This is a genomic window from Saccharomonospora sp. NB11, assembly GCF_015910535.1.
In the GTDB taxonomy this organism is placed as follows: Bacteria; Actinomycetota; Actinomycetes; order Mycobacteriales; family Pseudonocardiaceae; genus Saccharomonospora.
Genome location: NZ_JACBJG010000005.1, coordinates 258797 through 280589, shown reverse-complemented (window position 1 = coordinate 280589; position 21793 = coordinate 258797). Strand labels below are relative to the sequence as shown.

19 protein-coding genes are annotated in these 21793 nt (G+C 70.0%); 15 read left to right on the top strand and 4 right to left on the bottom strand.

The features are described from left to right. Positions 1 to 11: 11 nt before the first annotated feature. The 4 genes from soxR to JAV51_RS09905 form a co-directional block, all read right to left on the bottom strand. Positions 12 to 473, bottom strand: a complete 462-nt coding sequence (gene soxR, locus JAV51_RS09920) for a redox-sensitive transcriptional activator SoxR (RefSeq protein WP_197320382.1) — start codon at positions 471 to 473, stop codon at positions 12 to 14. Between the two features lie 110 nt (positions 474 to 583). Next, positions 584 to 1141 carry a hypothetical protein gene (locus JAV51_RS09915; RefSeq protein WP_197320381.1) on the bottom strand — a complete coding sequence of 186 codons (558 nt, stop codon included), beginning with the start codon at positions 1139 to 1141 and terminating at the stop codon, positions 584 to 586. A 21-nt stretch (positions 1142 to 1162) separates the two neighbouring features. After that, positions 1163 to 1612 carry a type VII secretion target gene (locus tag JAV51_RS09910; RefSeq protein WP_197320380.1) on the bottom strand — a complete coding sequence of 150 codons (450 nt, stop codon included), beginning with the start codon at positions 1610 to 1612 and terminating at the stop codon, positions 1163 to 1165. Between the two features lie 57 nt (positions 1613 to 1669). Continuing rightward, positions 1670 to 1984 carry a YbaB/EbfC family nucleoid-associated protein gene (locus tag JAV51_RS09905; RefSeq protein WP_197320492.1) on the bottom strand — a complete coding sequence of 105 codons (315 nt, stop codon included), beginning with the start codon at positions 1982 to 1984 and terminating at the stop codon, positions 1670 to 1672. Positions 1985 to 2301: 317 nt separating this feature from the next. Between JAV51_RS09905 and JAV51_RS09900 the strand changes: the two genes are divergently transcribed. The 15 genes from JAV51_RS09900 (at position 2302) to JAV51_RS09830 (ending at position 21719) form a co-directional block, all read left to right on the top strand. Further along, positions 2302 to 3273 (top strand): threonine/serine dehydratase, encoded by a 972-nt coding sequence (locus JAV51_RS09900; protein WP_197320379.1) that lies wholly within the window; start codon positions 2302 to 2304, stop codon positions 3271 to 3273. Positions 3274 to 3277: 4 nt separating this feature from the next. Beyond that, complete coding sequence (locus tag JAV51_RS09895) at positions 3278 to 3685, top strand: nitroreductase family deazaflavin-dependent oxidoreductase (RefSeq protein ID WP_197320378.1); 408 nt, start codon at positions 3278 to 3280, stop codon at positions 3683 to 3685. A 98-nt stretch (positions 3686 to 3783) separates the two neighbouring features. Next, the gene (locus JAV51_RS09890) at positions 3784 to 4446 is read left to right on the top strand and encodes a 1-acyl-sn-glycerol-3-phosphate acyltransferase (RefSeq protein ID WP_197320377.1); all 663 of its coding nucleotides are present in this window, start codon (positions 3784 to 3786) and stop codon (positions 4444 to 4446) included. A gap of 8 nt (positions 4447 to 4454) precedes the next feature. Next, positions 4455 to 5852: a dihydrolipoyl dehydrogenase gene (gene lpdA, locus JAV51_RS09885; protein WP_197320376.1), complete on the top strand. Its 1398-nt coding sequence runs from the start codon at positions 4455 to 4457 to the stop codon at positions 5850 to 5852. Between the two features lie 169 nt (positions 5853 to 6021). Continuing rightward, positions 6022 to 7500, top strand: a complete 1479-nt coding sequence (locus JAV51_RS09880) for a glycosyltransferase family 39 protein (protein WP_197320375.1) — start codon at positions 6022 to 6024, stop codon at positions 7498 to 7500. A gap of 265 nt (positions 7501 to 7765) precedes the next feature. Then, entirely contained in the window at positions 7766 to 8878 is a 1113-nt protein-coding gene (locus JAV51_RS09875; RefSeq protein WP_197320491.1) for a Gfo/Idh/MocA family protein, read from the top strand. A gap of 43 nt (positions 8879 to 8921) precedes the next feature. Then, on the top strand, positions 8922 to 12893 hold the full coding sequence (locus JAV51_RS09870) for a ThuA domain-containing protein (RefSeq protein WP_197320374.1): 3972 nt from the start codon (positions 8922 to 8924) through the stop codon (positions 12891 to 12893). Positions 12894 to 13052: 159 nt separating this feature from the next. Continuing rightward, complete coding sequence (locus JAV51_RS09865) at positions 13053 to 14201, top strand: inositol-3-phosphate synthase (protein ID WP_197320373.1); 1149 nt, start codon at positions 13053 to 13055, stop codon at positions 14199 to 14201. Then, positions 14198 to 15061, top strand: coding sequence for an SCO3242 family prenyltransferase (locus tag JAV51_RS09860; RefSeq protein ID WP_197320372.1), 864 nt, complete (start codon positions 14198 to 14200; stop codon positions 15059 to 15061). Before JAV51_RS09865 ends, JAV51_RS09860 begins: the two co-directional genes overlap by 4 nt. Next, positions 15058 to 16485 (top strand): EboA domain-containing protein, encoded by a 1428-nt coding sequence (locus tag JAV51_RS09855; RefSeq protein ID WP_197320371.1) that lies wholly within the window; start codon positions 15058 to 15060, stop codon positions 16483 to 16485. Before JAV51_RS09860 ends, JAV51_RS09855 begins: the two co-directional genes overlap by 4 nt. Continuing rightward, positions 16482 to 17345, top strand: a complete 864-nt coding sequence (locus JAV51_RS09850) for a TatD family hydrolase (RefSeq protein WP_197320370.1) — start codon at positions 16482 to 16484, stop codon at positions 17343 to 17345. Before JAV51_RS09855 ends, JAV51_RS09850 begins: the two co-directional genes overlap by 4 nt. A 3-nt stretch (positions 17346 to 17348) precedes the next feature. After that, positions 17349 to 18449 carry a metabolite traffic protein EboE gene (gene eboE / locus JAV51_RS09845; RefSeq protein WP_197320369.1) on the top strand — a complete coding sequence of 367 codons (1101 nt, stop codon included), beginning with the start codon at positions 17349 to 17351 and terminating at the stop codon, positions 18447 to 18449. After that, the gene (locus JAV51_RS09840) at positions 18446 to 19846 is read left to right on the top strand and encodes an alkaline phosphatase family protein (protein WP_197320368.1); all 1401 of its coding nucleotides are present in this window, start codon (positions 18446 to 18448) and stop codon (positions 19844 to 19846) included. The genes eboE and JAV51_RS09840 overlap by 4 nt, the downstream gene beginning before the upstream one ends. Continuing rightward, a complete protein-coding gene (locus JAV51_RS09835; protein WP_197320367.1) occupies positions 19843 to 20865 on the top strand; it encodes a sugar phosphate isomerase/epimerase in 1023 nt (340 codons plus the stop codon). The genes JAV51_RS09840 and JAV51_RS09835 overlap by 4 nt, the downstream gene beginning before the upstream one ends. Beyond that, the gene (locus tag JAV51_RS09830) at positions 20862 to 21719 is read left to right on the top strand and encodes a sugar phosphate isomerase/epimerase (protein ID WP_197320366.1); all 858 of its coding nucleotides are present in this window, start codon (positions 20862 to 20864) and stop codon (positions 21717 to 21719) included. The genes JAV51_RS09835 and JAV51_RS09830 overlap by 4 nt, the downstream gene beginning before the upstream one ends. Positions 21720 to 21793: the final 74 nt, after the last annotated feature.

Sequence of the window (21793 nt, the reverse complement as noted above, 5' to 3'; positions counted from 1 at the left end):
AGGGGGCGAGGTCAGTAGCCGCCCTCGGACTTCGGCTTCAGGCCGGGTGCGCCGGGACCACGGGTGGCGGCGCGGTCGTCCGGGTTGTTGAGGGCACAGGTGCGCAGGGACAGGCAGCCGCACCCGACGCAACTGGTGAGTTGGTCGCGCAACCGCTGGAGTGCATCGATCCGAGCGTCCAATTCGGACTGCCAGTTCCGCGACAGCCGCGCCCAGTCGGCCTTCGTCGGCGCGTGGTCGCGGGGGAGGGTCGCCAGTGCCTCGCTGATCTGCTCCAGCGTCAGGCCCACGCGCTGGGCGGAGCGGATGAAGGCGATGCGGCGCAGCACCGACCTCGGGTACCGCCGCTGGTTGCCCGACGTGCGTTCCGCGAAGATGAGTCCCTTGTCCTCGTAGAACCGCAGCGCGGTGTGGGCGACGCCGCTGCGGCGGGCCACCTGCCCGATCGTGAGATGGTCGGCGAGCTTCGTCACGAGATCACCGTACCGGAAGCTCAAGTAAGGTGTAGCTCTTCTGTGGGTGTCACCACGCCTCCCGCCCTCCGGGAGGGACGGCAGGAGGCGTGACGAACGTCGGGGATTCCTCAGACCTTGCTCTTCATGTGGTCGGCCAGCTCACCAACGATCCTGAGGTTCTCCTGCACGACGAGCAGGATGTCACGGCACGCCTTGTTGACCTCCTCGGCCGCTGCGTCCTGCTCACCCGCCAGGACACGTTGACTCGCCTCGGTCACGCCACCGGCGATGGCCGTCGCCTGGTGGCCGACCGTGGTCGCCACCGAGTCGAGTGTGGACGCCACCTCCTTGCCGAGGTCCACGCCCTCCTGGGTCCGGTGGGCGGTGTCGGCGTAGCCCTTCGTCAGGTCGGCGGCGGCCTCGGTGAAGGCGGCGTGTCCGTCGCCGCCCGACCAGCCTGCGTCGATCCGCGCGATCACCGACGAGAAGCGTTCCGCCGCGTCGGTCAACTGCTGCGTCGCCCGGTCGAGCTGTGCGACCTGCTTGGTCACCCCGGCGGGGTCGCAGTCCACGAATTGCATCGCCTGGAGCGGATCGGGCGCGCCGAGCGTGTTCGCGGCCTGGGACAGCAGGCGGACCTCGCCGGAGTCCGCCGCCTGGGCGAGTGCCGGATGCTGGAAGCTCATCGGTTCTCTCCGTTCCCCTCGTCAGTTGCCCTCGGACTCGGCGGGTTCGCCCGCCCCGCGGCCCTCGCCGGGTTGTTCACCTGCTCCGCGGCCCTCGCCGGGCTGTTCACCGCGACGGCCCGCGCCCTCGCTGGGCTGTTCACCGCGACGGCCCGCGCCCTCGCCGTGTCGCTCCATGTCGTGGGCGTTGTCGGTGTCCTCCTGCTCGAAGGCGGCGGCAGCCTGGTGGACGCGGTCCGCCAACTGCTTGACCCCCTCGGCCAGTGCCTGCATCTCCTGGCCGCGGTTCCTGGCCATGGCCATCCACGCCTCGGCGAGCGTCTGCGCCTCGGGGGAGGCGCCGAACGCGCTCATGCCCCCGGCGGCCCCCTCAGCGGTCTGGGCGGCGTTCCGCGTGTCCTCCGAGACACCCTCCAGCTCCGCGGCCCCCTGGCGCAGTACCTCGGGGTCGATCGTGATCGGTGCTGACATCCTGCCCTTCCTCCCCAGTGCAGTGCCGACTTCGGCTGTGGTTCGCGACGAAGACCGCTACGACAGAGCGTCGGCTCGGGACTGCGCGGCGCGTGCCGCCTGCAACATGGCTTCGGCGAGGTCCGCGAGGTTGGTGCGAGCGGCGAGATCGGCGTTGATCGCCACTTCCTGCACCCGCCCTCGCGCGTCGACGGTCACCTCCACGAGTCCCCAGTCGTCCTGGGCCTTCACCCGCCGGTCCGAGTTCGTCCCCCTGCCACGCCCGGTGGCTCCCGCGCCGCTCTTCTGTCTGCGGTCGGCGAGAAGACGGTTGTCGACACGGTCGGACTGTGCCAAGAGGTCGTCGAGTGACGGCAGCTTCTTCTCGCTCATTCCAGTGCGACGTCGACCGGTCACGCTCGGTTCCACGGATTCGGTGGAACGTCCGGCGCCCGGCAGGTATCCAAGAGACATGGCGTGGGTCAGGGCGAGAGCGGAAGAACTGTGCAACAGGGCGGACCCGCCCTCGGCGAACGCGCTGGGCAAGTGCCAGCCCCGCTGGGTGCGGTCCCGAGGCGGCGGAGTCGGTGCGGCAGGGCGACCGGCGCCGTCGTCGCAGGCGGAGCCGGGTCGGTCGGCGAGCTCGGTCGACCCGTTCCGCGCGGGTGGCCGCCTACTGCGGTGAGTCGATACCGGCATACGCTGGCGTCGTGGATCTGGTGACTCTCGACGACATCCGTGCCGCAGCCGACCGTATCTCCGACGGGATCGTTCGTACGCCTCTCGTGCCGTGCCTGTGGGCGGACCCCGCACGCCCGTTGTGGGTGAAACCCGAGACGTTGCAGCCCATCGGGGCCTTCAAGATCCGCGGCGCGCTCAACGCGATCTCCCGCCTCGGGGAGGACGAGCGTCGCCGCGGGGTGGTGAGCTACTCCAGCGGCAACCACGCGCAGGCCGTTGCCTACGCGGCGGCGCGCGCGGGCATCACGGCCCACATCGTCATGCCTGCGTCGACCCCGCAGATCAAAATCGACAACACGCGGGCGCACGGTGCCGAGGTCGTGCTCTGCGGCGAGGGCGAGCGCGAGAAGGTCGCCTACCAGATCATCGCCGAGCGGGGAGCGGTGCTGGTGCCACCGTTCGACCACCCGGACATCATCGCAGGTCAGGGCACTCTCGGGTTGGAGATCGCCCACGACCTGCCGGACGTCGAGGTCGTCCTCGTGCCGGTCAGCGGTGGCGGGCTCGCCTCCGGGGTGGCCTCGGCCGTCACCGCGCTGGTGCCGAACGCCAAGGTGATCGGCGTGGAGCCCGAGCTGGCGTCCGACACCAAGGAGAGCCTGCGGACCGGCTCGCTGGTCGACTGGCCGGTCGAGAAGCGCAACCGCACCATCGCCGACGGGCTTCGGTCGCAGCCCTCGGAGCTGACGTTCGCGCACCTGAAGGCGCGGGTCCACGACGTCATCACCGTGAGCGAGGACGAGATCCGGTCCGCGATGGCGGTACTCGCGCGCAAGGCGCGATTGATCGCCGAGCCGAGCGGCGCCGTGTCGGTCGCCGCGTACCTCTTCCACGCGGCGGAGCTGCCCGCCGGTCTCACGGTCGCGGTCGTGTCCGGCGGCAACCTCGACCCGGCTCTACTGTCGGACGTGCTCGACCGATCCCTCGACGAGGAGGACTGACCCGGTGTTGTTCGGTGCCGAACACGTGCGTCGTTACGAGGAGACCGACGGTGAGGAGGGCTACGTCTGGAGGAACGACGCGCCCATCCTCATCCTGACCACCACAGGACGGAAGAGCGGGAAGGAACGCAAGTCCCCGCTCATCTTCGGGGAGGACGACGGCCGGTACGTCGTCGTGGCGTCGAAGGGCGGTGCGCCCGACCACCCCGACTGGTACAAGAATCTGGTCGCGAATCCCGAGGTCAAGGTACAGGTGAAGGCCGACCGGTTCGCCGCGCGCGCCCGCACCGCCACGGGGCAGGAGCGGGCGAGGCTGTGGTCGCGGATGGTCGAGGTGTGGCCCGACTACGAGGACTACCAGCGCAAGACCGAGCGGGAGATTCCCGTCGTCGTCCTGGAGCGGCTGGTCTGAGCGACACACGTGTACAAGTCGGCGGCCTCGGTCGCCGACCGCATCCACTGACACTGATCCGTCGATTCCCCCGACGTGGCCGTGGTGCCTGGTTCGCGGTGGCCATCGAGGTCATCGCGCCGTTGCTGGCGCTGGCGAGCCGCTGGCGGCTGTCCGGACAGGAGCACGTGCCTCGTGAGGGCGGCGCGCTGCTCGCCAGCAATCATCTGTCCTTCGCCGACCCCATCGCGGTGACGTTGTTCACACAGACGGCGGGTCGGGTGCCGCGGTTCTTCGCGAAGGCGGAGTTGTGGGACCTCCCGGTGATCCGGCGGGTGATGGCGTCGGGCAGGCACATCCCGGTGCACCGGGGCAAGGCCAGCGCCGTGCACGCGTTCCGGGACGGTGTGGCCGCCGTGCGGGACGGCGAGTGCGTGGTCGTGTTCCCCGAGGGTGGGTTCACCGACCGTGCCGACGGCTGGCCGAGCAAGGGGAAGACCGGACTCGCCCGTATGGCATTGACCACCGGGGCGCCCGTGGTGCCCGTGGCGTGTTGGGGCGCTCACGAGCTGCTGCCCGTGGGTGCCTGGCTACCCAGGGTGTGGCGCAGACCCACCCTGCACGTCGTCGCGGGTCCTCCCGTGGACCTCTCGGACCTCGCGGGCGAGCGGCCCAGCGCGAGCCAGTTGCGGGAAGCCACGGAGCGCATCATGAGATCCATCACGGACTTGCTGGTGGAGGTCCGTGGGCGCACCCCACCCGCCGAGGCGATGGGGGCATAATCGCGGCCATGAGCGAACACTTCGACGTTGTGGTGCTGGGTGCCGGTCCCGGCGGTTACACCGCCGCTGTCCGGGCGGCCCAGCTCGGGTTCGACACCGCCGTCATCGAGGAGCGCTACTGGGGCGGGGTGTGCCTCAACGTCGGGTGTATTCCGTCGAAGGCGTTGCTGCGTAACGCGGAACTCGCGCACCTGTTCACCCACGAGGCGCGCACGTTCGGCATCCAGGTCGACGGTGAGGTGACCTTCGACTACGGCGCGGCCCACCAGCGCAGCCGCAAGGTCGCGGACGGCCGGGTCAAGGGCATCCACTACCTGATGAAGAAGAACGCGATCACCCAGTTCAACGGTCGCGGCACGTTCACGAGCGACAAGTCCATCCAGGTGCAGACGGCCGACGGCGTGGAGACGGTCACGTTCGACCACTGCATCATCGCCGCGGGTGCCTCGCCGAAGCTGCTGCCGGGCACGGCGGTCAGCGATCGCGTCGTCACGTACGAGCAGCAGATCCTGTCGTCCGAGCTGCCCGAGAGCATCGTGATCTGCGGTGCGGGTGCCATCGGTGTCGAGTTCGGCTACGTGCTGCACAACTACGGCGTCAAGGTCACCATCGTCGAGTTCATGGACCGGATGGTTCCCGCCGAGGACGAGGAGGTGTCGGCCGAGCTGGCCCGGCGCTACCGCAGGCTCGGCATCGACGTCCTCACCTCCACCCGCGTGGAGTCGATCGACGAGTCCGGCGAGAAGGTGCGCGTCACCGTCTCGAAGGACGGCGAGCAGCAGGTGCTGGAGGCCGACAAGGTGCTCCAGGCCATGGGTTTCGCGCCCAATGTGGAGGGTTACGGCCTCGAGAACACGGGCGTCGCGCTCACCGAGCGTGGTGCGATCGATGTGGACGGTCGCTGCCGGACGAACGTGCCGCACATCTTCGCGATCGGCGACGTGACGGCCAAGCTCATGCTCGCTCACGCAGCGGAGTCGATGGCCATGGTGGCGGCCGAGACGATCGCCGACGTGGAGACCATGGAGCTGGACTTCCGCATGATCCCGCGGGCGACGTACTGCCAGCCGCAGGTGGCGAGCTTCGGCCTCACCGAGGAGCAGGCCCGCTCCGAGGGTTATGACGTGCAGGTCGCGAAGTTCCCGTTCACGGCCAACGGCAAGGCTCACGGGCTGGCCGAGCCGGTCGGGTTCGTCAAGATCGTGAGCGACGCCAAGTACGGCGAGCTGTTGGGTGGACACCTCATCGGTCCGGACGTCACCGAGCTGCTGCCCGAGCTGACGCTGGCCCAGCAGTGGGACCTGACCGTGCACGAGGTCGCCCGTAACGTGCACGCGCACCCGACCCTGGGTGAGGCCGTGAAGGAGGCCATCCACGGCCTCGCCGGCCACATGATCAACATGTGACGTCGTGTCCCCCGTGGTCGGTGGTCCCGGCCGCGGGGGACGACGTGTACGCGGGTGGCGTATCCGCGTGGAGCACGTCGAAACGTCCGAACGGGCTAGTCACCGTCGCGCGCGGGTGGGTAAAGATCACTACTGATCCGTGTGGTCTCGTCCCTTAAGGTTTGCGTCTATGGCCGTCCCGCGCTTCGCCCGGCTTCCGGTGTGTCTCGTGGCCTGCGCCGCCATGGTGGTGCTGCTGGCTTTCGGTGACCGGTACGGCTACCACGGCGACGAGTTGTACTTCATTGCCGCGGGCCGCCATCTCGACTGGGGTTACGCCGATCAGCCGCCGCTGTTGCCGCTGCTGGCGTTGCTGATGGACAGTCTCTTCCCGGATTCCGTGATGGGGTTCCGGCTTCCCGCGGTGCTGTTCACCGGTGTCGGGGTCGTCGTGGCAGCCCTGACGGCGCGGGAACTCCGGGGTGGCACTCGGGCGCAGGTGATGGCGGCCGGGGCCTACGCGTGCTCGCCGTTCCTACTGGCAGGTGCGGGCCACATTCTCGCCACCCACATGGTCGACGCGTTCCTGTGGACGATCATCGTCTGGCTGGTGGTGCGGTGGGTCCGGGTGCGGGACGACCGTGTGCTGCTCGCCGCGACCCTCGTGACGGCCGTCGACCTGCAGGTCAAGTTCCTCATCCCGGTGTTCTGGGTGATCGCCCTGCTGGCGTCCATGCTGGTGGGGCCGAAGGACCTCGTGCGCCGACCGCTGCTGTGGGTCGGTGCGGCGATCGCCGTGGCCTCGTGCGTGCCGACGCTGTTGTGGCAGGTCGCCAACGGCTGGCCGCAACTGGAGATGAACCGCATCGTCGCCGACGAGGTGTCGTACGCGGGCGGGCGAGCGACGTTCCTGCCGATGGCGCTCGAACAGGCCGGATACGGCGTCGGCGCCGTGCTGGTGGTGCTCGGGGTGTGGTGGTTGCTGCGCTCGCCGAGGCTGCGGTCGTACCGCTTCCTGGGCCTCACCGTGCTCGGGGTGACGGCCGTGTTCTGGTTGTCGTCGGGCAGGCCCTACTACGTCGGCGGGATGTTCGCGCTGTGTTTCGCCGCGTCGGCGGTCGAGCTGGACCGGGTCCTCACGGCGCGGTGGCGGCCCGCCGTGGTGGTGGCTTACGCGGTGTCGGCCCTGGTGGCGGTGAGCTGGTTGCCGGTCAAACCGATCTCGGCGTACGCGGGGGAACCGTACGACCCGATGAACATGGAGCTGGAGGAGTTCGGGTGGCCGCAGGTCGCGGCCAATGTCGCGTCGGCGTACGCGGGCCTCGACCCCGAGCAGCAGGCGGCGACCACCATCGTCACCGAGACCTACTGGCAGGCGGCCGCGATCGAGAAGTTCGCTCCGTCGCTGCCCGAGGCGCACAGTGGGGGTCGGGGTTACTGGTACTTCGGAGCCCCGCCCGAGGACGCTCCGCTGACGCTGTTCGTCGGCGGCGATCGGGAGAAGCTCGCGACGTTCTTCGAGCGCGTGACGTTGTTGGGCACCGTGGACAACGGCCACGAGGTGAACAACGACAACCAGGGTGCGCCCATCTGGCTGTGTGAGGGCCGGACCGCGTCGTGGGCCGAGCTGTGGCCCTCGTTCCGGCACATGACTTTCAAGTGGTGGTGACCTGCTGGTCACCGGCTGTTTCGGCTACCACTCCCGCCTGACTTCCCGACTGGACGCTTGACGCTTGCACCGTCGTCGCCCTACTTTTGCATGCCAGAGAAGAAAGTGGGGCTGATGTGGATATAAGTCTGCACGCGGCGAGCGGCCAAGTGAGTGCGTCGCCCCGACTCGCCTCCGCCGCGGATCAAGCGAACGTGGTGGGTTTCGACTCGTGACTGAACAGACGAACAGCAACGACGGCAGGCGACCCGAACTGCGGGTCGCCATGGTGGGCCACGCGTTCATGGGTGCCGTGCACTCGCAGGCGTGGCGGAGCGTGGCGCGCTTCTTCGACGTCCCCCGGTCGCCGACCATGGTCGTCCTCGGCGGTCGGGACCCGGAACGGACCGCGCAGGCGGCGCAGCGGATGGGTTGGGCGGAGTCCAGCACCGACTGGCGAGAGCTCGTGCGACGCGACGACGTGGACCTCGTGGACATCTGCACGCCGGGCGACACGCACGCCGAGATCGCGATCGCCGCGCTGGAGGCCGGCAAGCACGTGTTGTGCGAGAAGCCGCTGGCCAACACGGTCGACGAGGCCGAGCGCATGGTGCGGGCCGCCGAGCAGGCTCGTGAGCGCGGCGTGTTCTCGATGGTCGCCTTCAACTACCGCAGGGTCCCGGCGCTCGCGCTGGCCCGCCGGTTGGTCGCCGAGGGGCGGTTGGGCGAGATCCGCCACGTGCGGGCGGCCTACCTGCAGGACTGGCTCGCCGACGCCGCGGCACCGATGACGTGGCGGCTGCGCAGGGAGCAGGCCGGGTCCGGATCGCTGGGCGACATCGGCGCGCACATCATCGACGCCTCACAGTTCGTCACCGGCCAGACGATCACGGGTGTGTCGGGGTTGACGGAGACGTTCGTGCGGCAGCGGCCGTCCGACACCGCAGGCGGCCTGGAGGACGTCACGGTCGACGACTGCGCGTTGTTCACGGCCCGGTTCTCGGGCGGCGCGGTGGGCAGCTTCGAGGCGACCCGATACGCGCTGGGCAGGAAGAACGCGATGCGGATCGAGGTCAACGGCTCGCGAGGCAGCCTGGCCTTCGACTTCGAGTCCATGAACGAGCTGTGGTTCCACGACGGCGCCGACGCACCGGAGACCGAGGGATTCCGGCGCATCGTCGTCACCGAACCCACCCATCCCTACGTCGGCGCCTGGTGGCCGCCGGGACACGTGCTCGGGTACGAGCACACGTTCACCCACGAGCTCGCGGACCTGCTCACCGCGATCGAGTCGGGCACGCCACCGGAGCCGAGTTTCGCCGACGGGCTGCGCGTGCAGCGCGTGCTGGCGGCGGTCGAACGCAGTGCGGAGAACGGATCGAGTTTCGTGAAGGTGTAGTCGGCACGGGTCCCACGTGTTGGGGGACGAGGAGTAGGTACCAGTGCAACGAAGCAGTAGTACCAGCGGGACCACGACGCGACGCGGCTGGAGAGTCGGTGTCGCGGCGTTGGCGTTGACCACGGGCCTGGCGTCGGGCGGTGTCGTCGCCGCCGCGGAACAGCAGGCCCAGCACGAGGAAGCGAGCGTTCTCGTCTTCTCGAAGACCGCGGGCTTCCGGCACGACTCGATCCCGGCGGGGATCGAGGCCGTCGAACGGCTCGGCGAGCAACACCACTTCTCGGTGGACGCCACGGAGGACGCGGAGGCCTTCACCGACGAGAACCTGGCGGGCTACGACGCCGTGGTGTGGTTGTCCACCACCGGGGACGTCCTGAACGACGAGCAGCAGGCTGCTTTCGAGCGCTACGTCCAGGGCGGCGGCGGGTACGTGGGTGTGCACGCCGCGTCGGACACCGAGTACGACTGGCCGTGGTACGGCGACCTCGTGGGTGCGTGGTTCGACTCGCACCCCCACGTCCAAGAGGCGACGGTGACGGTCGAGGACGCCGATCACCCGTCCACAGCGGACCTTCCGGAACAGTGGGTGCGCACCGACGAGTGGTACAACTACCGCGAGAACCCACGGCAGCACGTCCGCGTGCTCGCCACGCTCGACGAGAGCAGCTACGACGCGGGCTCCGGCGGGATGGGTGAGGACCACCCGATCGCCTGGTGCCACGAGAACAGCGGGGGACGGGCCTGGTACACCGGCGGCGGACACACCGCCGAGTCGTTCGCCGAGCCGGAGTTCCTCGCGCATCTCGCCGGTGGCATCCGGTACGCGGCGGGCCTCGCCGACGCCGACTGCTCCACCTCGGCCGACCCGGGCGGGGACGCGCCCGCCGACGACGACTTCGACCAGATCACCCTCGCCAAGGGGCAGGAGGTGACCGGCGAGCCGATCGCGCTGGCGGTGCTGCCCGACCGCCGCGTGCTGCACACCTCCCGCGACGGCCGGGTCTTCGTGACCACGCCCGAGGGCAACACGACCGTGGCCGCGACGCTGGACGTCTACAACCACGACGAGGACGGTCTGCAGGGCATCGCGATCGACCCGGACTTCGAGGACAACCACTGGGTCTACCTGTACTACGCACCGCCGCTGGACACGCCGGACGGGGACGCGCCCGAGACCGGCTCGCCGGAGGACTTCGCGCCGTACGACGGCTACAACCAGCTCTCGCGGTTCCGGTTCACCGACGACGGCACGCTGGACCTCGCCAGCGAACAGCAGATTCTGCGGGTGCCCGCCAACCGTGGCATCTGCTGCCACGCCGGTGGTGAGATCGACTTCGACGCCGACGGCAACCTTCTGTTGTCGACCGGCGACGACACGAACCCGTTCGCCTCGGACGGTTTCACACCCATCGACGAGCGAGCCGACCGCAACCCCGCGTTCGACGCGCAGCGCACCTCGGGCAACACCAACGACCTGCGCGGCAAGATCCTGCGTATCACGGTGCAGGAGGACGGCAGCTACACGATCCCCGAGGGCAACCTGTTCGCGCCGGGGACGGAGAAGACCCGGCCCGAGATCTACGCGATGGGCTTCCGCAACCCGTTCCGGTTCGCGGTCGACAAGGAGACCGGGTGGCTCTACGTCGGTGACTACGGTCCCGACGCGGGCGCGGCGGACCCGAACCGCGGCCCGGCGGGCATGGTGGAGTTCAACCTCGTCAAGGAGCCCGGCAACTTCGGCTGGCCGTACTGCGTGGGCGACAACGAACCCTACGTCGACCACGACTTCGCGACCGGCACGTCCGGCGAGGCGTTCGACTGCGACGCTCCCGTCAACGACAGCCCGAACAACACCGGTCTCACGGAGCTGCCGCCCGTGCAGCCCGCGTGGATTCCCTACGACGGTGGTTCGGTGCCCGAGTTCGGCACCGGCGGCGAGTCGCCGATGGGCGGCCCGGTGTACCGCTTCGACGCCGACCTCGACGTCGACACGAAGTTCCCCGAGTACTACGACGGCAAGAACTTCGCCTACGAATGGGACCGCGGCTGGATCAAGACGATCGAGATCGGGGAGAACGGCGAGCCGGGCGCGATCGAGCCGTTCTTCGACTCCATGCAGTTGACGCGGCCGATGAACATCGAGTTCGGGCCCGACGGCTCGTTGTACGTGCTGGACTACGGCAGCGGCTACTTCGGTGGCGCGGCCGACTCGGCGGTCTACCGCATCGACTACACGAAGGGCAACCGCACGCCGCAGGTGTCGCTGTCGGCCGACGTGACGTCGGGGCAGGCGCCCCTGGAGGTGACGTTCGACCCGTCGGGGACCGAGGACGGTGACGGTGACGAACTCTCCTACGCCTGGGACTTCGACGGTGACGGGGAGACCGACTCGACCGAGGCCGGTCCGGTGACCCACGTCTACGAGCAGGATGGGCAGTACAGCGCCCGGCTCGCGGTGACCGACTCCGGCGGTCTCACCGGCAGCGCGAGCGTGGTGGTGACGGTCGGCAACACCGCTCCGACGGTGACGATCGAGGCGCCGGTGAACGGCGGGTTCTTCGGCTTCGGTGACAGCGTGCCGTTCCGCGTGACCGTCACGGACCCGGAGGACGGCGAGATCGACTGCTCGAAGGTCACCGTTGAGTACATCCTCGGCCACGACAACCACGGTCACCCGTTGTCGAGGGCGACCGGGTGCGACGGAACCATCGAGACCCCTGCCGACGAGGGGCATGGGCTCGACGCGGACATCTTCGGGGTCGTCAACGCGAGCTACACCGACACCGGTGCCGGTGACGTGCCCGCGCTCGAAGGGTCGGACGAGGTCGTCCTGCAGCCGAAGATCAAGCAGGCGGAGTTCTTCACCGAGCACGAGGGTGTCGAGGTCGTCGAGGCCGAGGGCGCCAGTGGTGGCAAGCGCATCGGCCACATCGACGACGGCGACTGGATCGCGCTCGACCCGGCCGATCTGACCGGCGTCGACGGCGTGACCTACCGCGTCTCGTCGGGCGGCGACGGCGGCACGATCGAGGCGCGGATCGGCGCGGTCGACGGTCCGGTGATCCACACCGTGGACGTGCCCAACACGGGCGGATTCGACGAGTACACGGAGATCGGCCCCGTGCCTGTCACCGATCCGGGTGAGAAGGGGCCGCTGTACCTGGTGTTCCGCGGAGAGGGCAGCGGAGGATTGTTCGACGTGGACGTCCTGCACGTCGACGGCGAGGGAGTCGCCGCGCCCGGTACCTCGCCCTCGGAATGCGAACCCGCCCAGCCCGAGGAGGGCTACCGGATGCTGTTCGACGGCACCGCGTCCTCGCTCGACGCCTGGAACCAGGCCGGACCTGGCTCGTTCGAGCTGGAGGATGACTGCTCGATCAGGTCGGTCGGCGGGATGGGGCTGCTGTGGTTCGGCGAGGAGTTCGGCGCCTACAGCCTCAAGCTCGACTGGAAGATGGCCGACGACGACAACTCCGGGGTGTTCGTCGGCTTCCCCGACCCGGGGGACGACCCGTGGGTCGCGGTGAACGAGGGCTACGAGATCCAGATCGACCCCACCGACGACCCGGACAAGACCACGGGCGCGATCTACGACTTCCAGTCGGCGGACATCGAGGCGCGCGACGCAGCGCTGAAGCCGCCGGGGGAGTGGAACTCCTACGAGATCGTGGTCCGCGACCAGACGATCACGGTGTCCCTCAACGGGACGGTGATCAACGAGTTCGTCAACGCCGACGAGAACCGCGACCTCACCAGTGGGTTCGTGGGCCTTCAGAACCACGGCGACGGTGACGACGTCTGGTTCCGCAACGTCCGGATCGCCGAGCTCGACACGACCGCGCCGGAGCGGGCTCTCGACCGTGACAGGCCACAGCAGGCGGAGCCGGCGCCCGCCGCCTTCGGGGAGCGAGCGGATCGGGCTTCCGACGCGGGAGCACGTGACGCGCTGGTGCGAGACGGTCGCGCTCTCGCCGGCCACGTCGACGGAAGCACACCGTTGCCCGTCGAGTCGTGAACCTCTCCCGGGCGGGTGACGGCGCGGCACGATCACCCGCCCGGGAGCCGCCACGACGAGCGCGTCGATGCGCTCATCAGGCGAAACGGCGTGAAAGGGTCGGGCAAGGCGCGGTGGTTCGAGTCCACCGCGAACGACACGGACTGGGGTTGGTTCAGCATGGCGCCCACAGGGTTGTGGTTGATCGGTGCTCGGGGGTCGGTCGCCACCACGGCGATCACGGGCCTGCTCGCGTTGCGGGCGGGGGTCGTTCCGGCCGTCGGCTGCGTCAGCGCGCTGCCGGAGTTCGCGGACGTGCCGTTGCCGGACTGGGACGAGCTCCACGTCGGCGGGCACGACATCACCGACACGAGTCTGGAGAAGCGGGCCGAACTGCTCGCGGACGCGGGTGTGATCCCGCACCGGGTCCTCGAAGCGGTTCGCCCTTCCTTGTCCGATGTGGATGGTGAACTGCGGTCGGGTTACCACCCCGCGACCCACTCGGGCACCCAGGCCGACGCGGCCCGAGCATTGGCGTCCGACATCACCGCGTTCGCGAGGCGGCACGACCTCGCCCGCGTCGTGGTGGTCAACGTGTCGTCCACCGAACCCGTCTTCCCCGCCCTGCCCGAACACGAGAGTCTCGAAGCGCTGGAGGCGGCCATGGCCGTGCCGGGGCGCACGGTCCTGCCGCCCAGTTCGGTGGCGGCCTACGCGGCGTTGCGCGCGGACTGTCCGTTCGTCGACTTCACGCCGTCGACCGGGGTGCGCCTGCCCGCGTTGACGGCGTTGGCCGACCGGCGTGGCATTCCCTACGCGGGCTCCGACGGCAAGACCGGCGAGACCCTGGTCCGGACCACGCTCGCTCCCATGTTCACCACCCGGGCTCTCACCGTGCGGTCGTGGGCGGGGACGAACCTGCTCGGTGGTGGCGACGGGATGACGTTGGCCGACGCCGAGCACGCGGGCAGCAAACTCGCGTCGAAGGGACGCGGGCTGGCCACGCTGCTCGGCAGGGAGGTCACCGCGCCCCTGCACATCGACAACGTGCCCGACCTCGGCGAGCAGAAGATCGCGTGGGACCACGTGTCGTTCGAAGGTTTCCTCGGGGCGCGCATGAGCCTGCAGTTCACGTGGTCGGGCTACGACTCCTCGCTCGCTGCTCCGTTGGTGCTGGACCTGGCGCGGTTCACGGCCGCGGCCCACGCGGCGGGTAGCACGGGCCCGCTCGGGGAACTCGGGTTCTTCTTCAAGGACCCGTTGGGCAGTGACGAACATCGGCTCGCCCAGCAGTTCTCGGCGCTCGTCGACTGGGCGGCCACGCTGTGAGCGCCTACGTCGAACTCGTGCGGGCTCCCGCCGCGCTGACCGTCGTCGGCGACACGGTGGCCGGGGCCGCGGCGGCGGGTACTCGGCTGCGGGGCCGGGCACGGCTGCTCCCGTTGGCGTCGGCGGCGTTCTACTGGGCGGGCATGGCCCTGAACGACTGGGCAGACCGGGAACTCGACGCGGTGGAGCGGCCCGAACGACCGATCCCGTCGGGTCGGGTGAGCGCGTCCGCCGCGCTCGCCACGGGGGTCGGGCTCACGGCGGTGGGCCTCGGGCTCGCCAGGGTGGGCGGCGGACGCCGGGCGTGGCGCACGGCGCTGTCCCTCGCGGCCTGCGTGTGGGCCTACGACACCACGGTCAAGGGCACGGCGTTCGGCCCGGTGGGCATGGCGGCCTGCCGCGCACTCGACGTGCTGCTCGGCGCGCCCGGCCGGGAGCGAGCGGCACTGCCCGCCGCGTCGGCACTGGGACTGCACACGCTCGGGGTCACCGCGTTGTCGACCGGCGAGGTGCACGGCACGTCGACCCGGATTGCGGGCGGTGCCCTCGCCGCGACGGCGGGCTCCGCCGTCCTCGCGACGAGGCAGCGTCCGGCGGTGCGCGGTGGTGGTCGACTCCGCAGGGCTGCCACGGCGGTGTTCTCCGGCACGTACGTCTCGTCGGTGGGCCGAGCCCAGTGCGCGGCGTTGCGGGAACCGACGGCGCGGCGGGTGCGGGAGGCGACGAAGGCCGGAATCCACGGCATGGTCCCGCTGCAGGCCACGCTCGCGGCCCGCCACGGCGCCGTGCGTGCGGCGAGCGTGCTGGTGACCGCGCTGCCCCTGGCGCGGCGACTCGCGAGGAAGGTGAGCCCCACGTGAGCACACTGCGATTCGGCTACGGCACCAACGGATTCGCCAACCACCGGCTCGACGACGCGTTGGCCATCATCGCCGACCTCGGCTACTCCGGGGTGGCGCTGACACTGGACCACGCCCACCTCGACCCGTTCGCCGACGACGTGGTCGCGCAGACCGAGCGGGTCGCCGCCCGCCTGGCCGAGCTGGGACTCGGGGTTGTGGTCGAGACCGGGGCGCGCTTCCTGCTGGACCCCTGGCGCAAGCACCAGCCGACGCTGCTCTCCGACGACCCCGCGCTGCGGCTCGACTTCCTCCGCCGCGCGGCCGACATCGCCGTCGACCTCGGGGCCGAGTGCGTGTCGTTCTGGTCGGGCGTCGCCGATCCGGGGGTGGACGACGAGACGGCGTGGCGGCGGCTGAGTGCGGGGGTGGCGACGGTGCTGGAGCACACCGAGGCCCGCTTCGCGCTGGAACCCGAGCCGGGTCACCACGTGCAGCACCTCGATCAAGCACTGCGCCTGTACGAGGAGCTGGGGCGTCCCGACAACCTCGGCATCACCCTCGACGTCGGCCACTGTGTGGCGGTGGAGCCGGTCAGCGCCGCCGAGTGCGTCAGGCGGGCCGCTCCGCTGCTGCTCAACGTCCAGCTCGACGACATGCGTCCCGGGGTGCACGAACACCTGGAGTTCGGGGAGGGACAGCTCGACCTCGCCGACACCCTGGCCGCGCTGGCCGACGTCGGGTACGCGGGGCTGGCGGCGGTGGAGCTGCCCCGGCACAGCCACGCCGCTCCCGACGTCGCGCGGCGGGCGAGGGCGGCACTGGCGGCGGCGGAGTGGGTGGTCGACACCGAGACCGCCATCCGGTCGGAGCCGTCGCGCGTCCGCACGTCCTTCCCCGCCGTGGGCCGCAAGGTCGGCCGCACCGCGGTCCGCCCCGACGTCGACCCGGACGGGCTCGTGCACGGCACGCTCGACGACCGCGCGCGCGGCCGACTGCTCGCGGCGCTCGCGTCCGCCCTGGACACCGACACGCTCGTCAAGGAGGTGGAGGAGCTCTACCGCTACGGCGACGGCGCCGAGCGACGCGGTGTCCTGCGCAACCTCCACGTTCTTCCCACCGACGACCCTCACGTCGTCGAACTGGGAGTCCGCCTGGTCACCGACGCGCTGCGGGCCAACGACACCGGCCTCGTGGCCGCCGCGCTCGGTCGGTTCGCGGCGGACCACCTCGACGACCACGCCTGGCGGCACGGCGTGCTGAAGTGCCTGTTCACCGGCGTGCCCACGGCCGCCGTCGTCGACCTGGACCGACGTCGCGACGCGGAACTGGTCCGCATGGTCTCCGATTTCGCGGCCGAACGCCGAGCCGCAGGCCGCCCCGTGCCGCCCGACGCCGAGGCGATCCTGGCCCTCGGCACCACCGACGAGGAGGTCGCCCGATGAAGATCTTCGACCCGCACATCCACATGACGTCGCGCACCACCGACGACTACGAGGCCATGTACGCGGCCGGGGTCCGCGCGCTCGTCGAGCCGGCGTTCTGGCTCGGCCAGCCGCGCACGAACGTCGGTTCGTTCACCGACTACTTCGACTCCCTGATCGGGTGGGAGCGGTTCCGGGCCTCCCAGTTCGGCATCCGCCACCACTGCACGATCGCGCTGAATCCGAAGGAGGCCAACGACCCGCGGTGCGTCGAGGTGCTCGATGTCCTCCCGCGCTACCTCGCCAAGGACGGCGTGGTGGCCGTCGGCGAGGTGGGCTACGACTCGATGACGGAGGCCGAGGAGAAGGCGTTCACCCACCAGCTCGGCCTCGCGATCGAGCACGACCTTCCCGTGCTCGTCCACACCCCGCACCGCGACAAGCTGTCGGGGACCCGGCGCACCCTCGACGTCGTCCGCGAGTCCGGTATCGACCCGGCACGCGTGGTGGTGGACCACCTCAACGAGGTCACGGTCGGTTTCGTAGCCGACTCCGGGTGTTGGATGGGCTTCTCCGTCTACCCCGACACGAAAATGGACGAGCACCGCATGGTGGCGATCCTGAAGGAGTACGGCACCGACCGGATGCTGGTGAACTCCGCCGCCGACTGGGGTCGCTCCGATCCGCTGAAGACACTGCACACCGGAACCGCGATGCTCGACGCGGGATTCACTCAGTCTGATGTGGACAAGGTGTTGTGGGACAACCCGGTGGCCTTCTACGGGCAGAGCGGCAAGCTGATGCTCGATCCCGTGCCGGGGTCGGCACCGACGGCGGAGACGTTCGAGGGCAACTCCGTGCTCCGTGGCGCGAGGAAGTGACCCGTGCTCTCCTACTGCACCAACGTGCACCCGGCCCAGGATCTCGACGGGATCGTGGCGCAGCTCGACACCTACGCGGCCGTGATCCGCAAGCGGCTCGACGTCGACCTCCTCGGAGTGGGGCTGTGGCTCGCGGCGGACGTGGCCTCGGCGTTGGCGACGGACGCCGGTGCCCGGTCCCGGCTCGCCCGTGAGCTGTCGGCCCGGGGCCTGGGCGTGCAGACGCTCAACGCCTTTCCCTACGGCGGGTTCCACGACGCGGTGGTCAAACACGCGGTCTACGTTCCACAATGGACCGATCCGCGTCGGGTCGCGTACACGCGCGACTGTCTGACGGTGCTCGCCGACCTGCTGCACCCCGACGCCGAGTACGGCAGCATCTCGACGCTGCCGCTGGCGTGGCGCGAGCCGTGGAGCCGTGCCGACGACGACCGTGCCGTCGCCGCGTTCGACGAGGTGGTCGTGCACGCGCGACGGCTCTCCGACCACGGCGGGCGGCCGTTGCGGCTCGCGGTGGAACCCGAACCCGGCTGCGTGCTCGACACGGTCGCCGACGCGGTGTCGTGGCTCTCGGGCCGCGTGGACGCCGAGCACGTGGGCGTGTGCCTGGACACCTGCCACCTCGCCGTGTCGTTCGCCGACCCCGGCGCGGAGGTCCGACGCATTCATGCCGCCGGGCTCGACGTCGTCAAGGTGCAGGCGTCGGCCGCGCTGCACGTGGACCAGCCGCGCGACCCCGACGCGCGCCGGGCGCTGGCCGACTTCTGTGAACCCCGGTACCTGCACCAGGTGCGTGAGCGCTCGGCGACGGGAGAGGTGCTGGCCGCCGACGACCTGGACGACGCCCTCGCGGAACTGCCGGGGGAGGGGCCGTGGCGCGTGCACTTCCACGTGCCGCTGCACGCCCGGCCCCGCGCGCCGTTGACGTCGACGACGGACGTCCTCACCGACGCCGTGGCCGCGCTCGCGACGAGCGGTCGGCCGCTGCCCCACGTCGAGGTCGAGACGTACACGTGGACGGTGCTGCCCGACGCCGACCACGTCGACCTCGCCGACGGAATCGCCGACGAACTGCGCTGGGCACGGACGGAGGTCGCCGCATGAGGAAAGTGCTGATGCTCGACGTCGTGGGGATGACCCCGGCGCTGCTGCGGCACATGCCGAACCTGTCGAAGGTCGCCGACCGGGGTTGGCGGGCCGAACTGGGCACCGTGCTGCCCGCGGTCACGTGCAGCGTGCAGTCGACCCTGCTGACCGGGACGATGCCGGTCGAGCATGGCATCGTCGGCAACGGGTGGTACTTCCGCGACCTCGGGGAGATCTACCTGTGGCGGCAGCACAACCGCCTCGTGCAACGGCCGAAGGTGTGGGAGACCGCGCGGGCGGCGCATCCCGACTACACCGCCGCGAACGTCTGCTGGTGGTACGCGATGGGCATGACCACCGACATCACGGTCACCCCGCGCCCCATCTATCACGCCGACGGGCGGAAGTCCCCCGACTGCTACGTGCGACCGCCACACCTGCACGACGCGCTGACGGCCGAACTCGGCCCGTTCCCGCTCTTCCAGTACTGGGGACCCACGGCGTCGATCACGTCGTCGCGGTGGATCGTGGAGGCGACGCGGCGCATCCTGCGTACGGACAACCCCGACCTGACGATGGCCTACGTGCCGCACCTCGACTACGACCTCCAGCGGTACGGCCCCGACTCGCCACGAGCCGCCCACGCCGCCCGGGAGGTCGACGCGGTGCTGGGCCCGCTGCTCGCCGACGCCGAGCGGTCGGGGATCACGGTGGTCGCGTTGTCGGAGTACGGCATCACGTCGGTCGACACACCGGTGGACGTCAACCGGGCGTTGCGCCGGGAGGGGTTGCTGGAGGTCTACACCCAGGACGGCATGGAGTACCTGGACCCGTGGACGTCCCGGGCGTTCGCGGTGGCCGACCACCAGGTCGCGCACGTCTACGTCGCCGACGACGCCGACCTGCCCCGGGTCCGCAAGATCGTCGAGACGCTGCCGGGCGTCGACGAGGTGCTCGACCGCGAGGCCCAGTCCCGGTACGGGCTCGACCACGAGCGCGCCGGCGAGTTCGTCGCGGTGGCCGAGCCCCGCGCGTGGTTCACCTACTACTACTGGTTCGACGACGACCTCGCACCCGACTTCGCGCGCGGTGTCGAGATCCACCGCAAGCCCGGCTACGACCCGGCGGAGCTGTTCTTCGACCCGACCGACCGGTTCGCCAAGGCCAAGGCCGGGCTCAACCTCGTCCGCAAGAAGTTCGGGCTGCGATACGCCATGAACGTGGTGCCCACCGACCCGCGATGGGTCCGCGGTTCACACGGGCGGTTGCCCGACTCGCCCGACCACGGCCCGATGCTCCTCTGCTCCGACCCCGCCGTGCCGGCGGTGGTGGAGTCCGGAGGTCGCCTCGCCGCCACCGACGTCCGTCATCTGCTCCTGCAACTCCACGGAATCCGAGAGGACGCTCACCGATGAGTCGACCGGTAACGCTGTTCACGGGCCAGTGGGCCGACCTGCCGTTCGAGGAGGTCTGCCGGCTCGCATCGAGTTGGGGATACGACGGCCTGGAGATCGCCTGTTCGGGCGACCATTTCGAAGTGGACCGGGCGCTGTCCGAGGAAAACTACGTCGCCGACCGGTTGGAGCTGCTCGACTCCCACGGGCTGAAGGTGTGGGCGATCTCCAACCACCTCGTCGGCCAGGCGGTGTGCGACGACCCGATCGACCAGCGACACCGCAACATCCTGCCCGCCCGCATCTGGGGCGACGGCGAGCCGGAGGGCGTCCGGCAGCGGGCCGCGGCGGAGATGGCCGACACCGCGAGGGCCGCCGCGAAACTCGGTGTCGACACCGTCATCGGCTTCACCGGGTCGAAGATCTGGAAGTACGTCGCGATGTTCCCGCCGGTGCCCGCCGAGCTGATCGAGGACGGCTACGCCGACTTCGCCCGCCGCTGGAACCCGATCCTCGACGTCTTCGACGAGGTGGGCGTGCGGTTCGCACACGAGGTGCACCCCAGCGAGATCGCCTACGACTACTGGACCACCAAGCGGGCTCTGGAGGCCGTGGACAACCGGCCCGCCTTCGGCCTGAACTGGGACCCGTCGCACTTCGTGTGGCAGGACCTCGACCCGGTGGGTTTCATCCTCGACTTCGCCGACCGCATCTACCACGTGGACTGCAAGGACACGAAGAAGCGGTTCGACGGCCGCAACGGCAGGCTCGGTTCGCACCTGCCGTGGGCCGATCCTCGCCGGGGCTGGGACTTCGTCTCCACCGGACACGGCGACGTGGACTGGGAGAGCGCATTCCGGGCGCTGAACGCCATCGGCTACACCGGGCCCATCTCAGTGGAGTGGGAGGACGCGGGCATGGACCGCCTGCGCGGTGCCGCCGAGGCCGTCACCTACATCCGCAGCCAGTTGTTCGACAAGCCCGAGGCGGCTTTCGACGCCGCGTTCAGCACAGGGAAGGACGACACGTACACGCCATGAGTGACACGAAGCTTTCCCGGAGAGCGATGTTCCGCACTGCGGCGGGTGCCGTGGCCGCCGTCGGGCTCGCGGGCGCGATGAGCGGTACCGCGCACGCCGATTGGGGCCGGCGAGGCAGACGGATTCCCCGACAGCAGCTCAGCATCCAGCTCTACACGCTCCGGAACCTGTTCGAAGCCGACCTGGAAGGCACGCTGGAGGCGCTCGCCGACATCGGGTACCGGTCGGTGGAGCTCGCGGGCACGTATGGGCGTTCGGCGGCGGAGTTCCGCAGGCTGCTCGACCGCTACCACCTGCGGGCGACGTCCGCGCACGTCTCCTTCGACGGTGAGGACGTCGACGCGCTCATCGAGGACGCGAAGATCCTCGGCTACCGCAAGGCCGCCTGCGCCTACGCCAACTATTCGACGCTGGCGGAGTGGCGGGCGTTCGCGGACCGTCTCGACAAGGCCGCGGCGGCGTTCCGCAGAGCCGGGATCTCCTACGGCTACCACAACCACGACCACGAGTTCCGGGCCGTCGACGGAGTGCGCCCGATCGACGTCATCGCCGAGCACACCAGCCCCCGCAACGTGCACCTGGAGTACGACCTGTACTGGGTGGTGGAAGGCGGAGCCGACCCGGTGGAGGAGTACTACCGCCGATTCGGTCGGGTGCAGCAGTTCCACGTCAAGGACCGTGGGGAGGACGGCGCCTGGGCCGATGTCGGCACCGGAACCATCGACTGGGCCAGCCTGTTCCGCCGCACGTGGGCCGGACCGATGAAGCAGTACATCGTCGAACACGACGACCCGGCCGACCCGCTCGACACCGCCAAGGTGGGATACGACTACTTGGTGGACCTGCGGTTCTGAGGTTCGAGTAGTCGTCCGGTCGTGGGTGGTGCCCGCACCGCTCACGACCGGGACGACGGCGCTGCGCTCCACAC

Bases quoted from the DNA above. Each gene is read 5' to 3' on its own strand.
- JAV51_RS09915 (WP_197320381.1), bottom strand. From the start codon at position 1,141: ATGAGCTTCCAGCATCCGGCACTCGCCCAGGCGGCGGACTCCGGCGAG.
- JAV51_RS09910 (WP_197320380.1), bottom strand. From the start codon at position 1,612: ATGTCAGCACCGATCACGATCGACCCCGAGGTACTGCGCCAGGGGGCC.
- JAV51_RS09905 (WP_197320492.1), bottom strand. From the start codon at position 1,984: ATGAGCGAGAAGAAGCTGCCGTCACTCGACGACCTCTTGGCACAGTCC.
- lpdA (WP_197320376.1), top strand. From the start codon at position 4,455: ATGAGCGAACACTTCGACGTTGTGGTGCTGGGTGCCGGTCCCGGCGGT.
- JAV51_RS09880 (WP_197320375.1), top strand. From the start codon at position 6,022: ATGGCCGTCCCGCGCTTCGCCCGGCTTCCGGTGTGTCTCGTGGCCTGC.
- JAV51_RS09875 (WP_197320491.1), top strand. From the start codon at position 7,766: ATGGTGGGCCACGCGTTCATGGGTGCCGTGCACTCGCAGGCGTGGCGG.
- JAV51_RS09865 (WP_197320373.1), top strand. From the start codon at position 13,053: ATGGCGCCCACAGGGTTGTGGTTGATCGGTGCTCGGGGGTCGGTCGCC.
- JAV51_RS09850 (WP_197320370.1), top strand. From the start codon at position 16,482: ATGAAGATCTTCGACCCGCACATCCACATGACGTCGCGCACCACCGAC.
- JAV51_RS09840 (WP_197320368.1), top strand. From the start codon at position 18,446: ATGAGGAAAGTGCTGATGCTCGACGTCGTGGGGATGACCCCGGCGCTG.
- JAV51_RS09835 (WP_197320367.1), top strand. From the start codon at position 19,843: ATGAGTCGACCGGTAACGCTGTTCACGGGCCAGTGGGCCGACCTGCCG.
- JAV51_RS09830 (WP_197320366.1), top strand. From the start codon at position 20,862: ATGAGTGACACGAAGCTTTCCCGGAGAGCGATGTTCCGCACTGCGGCG.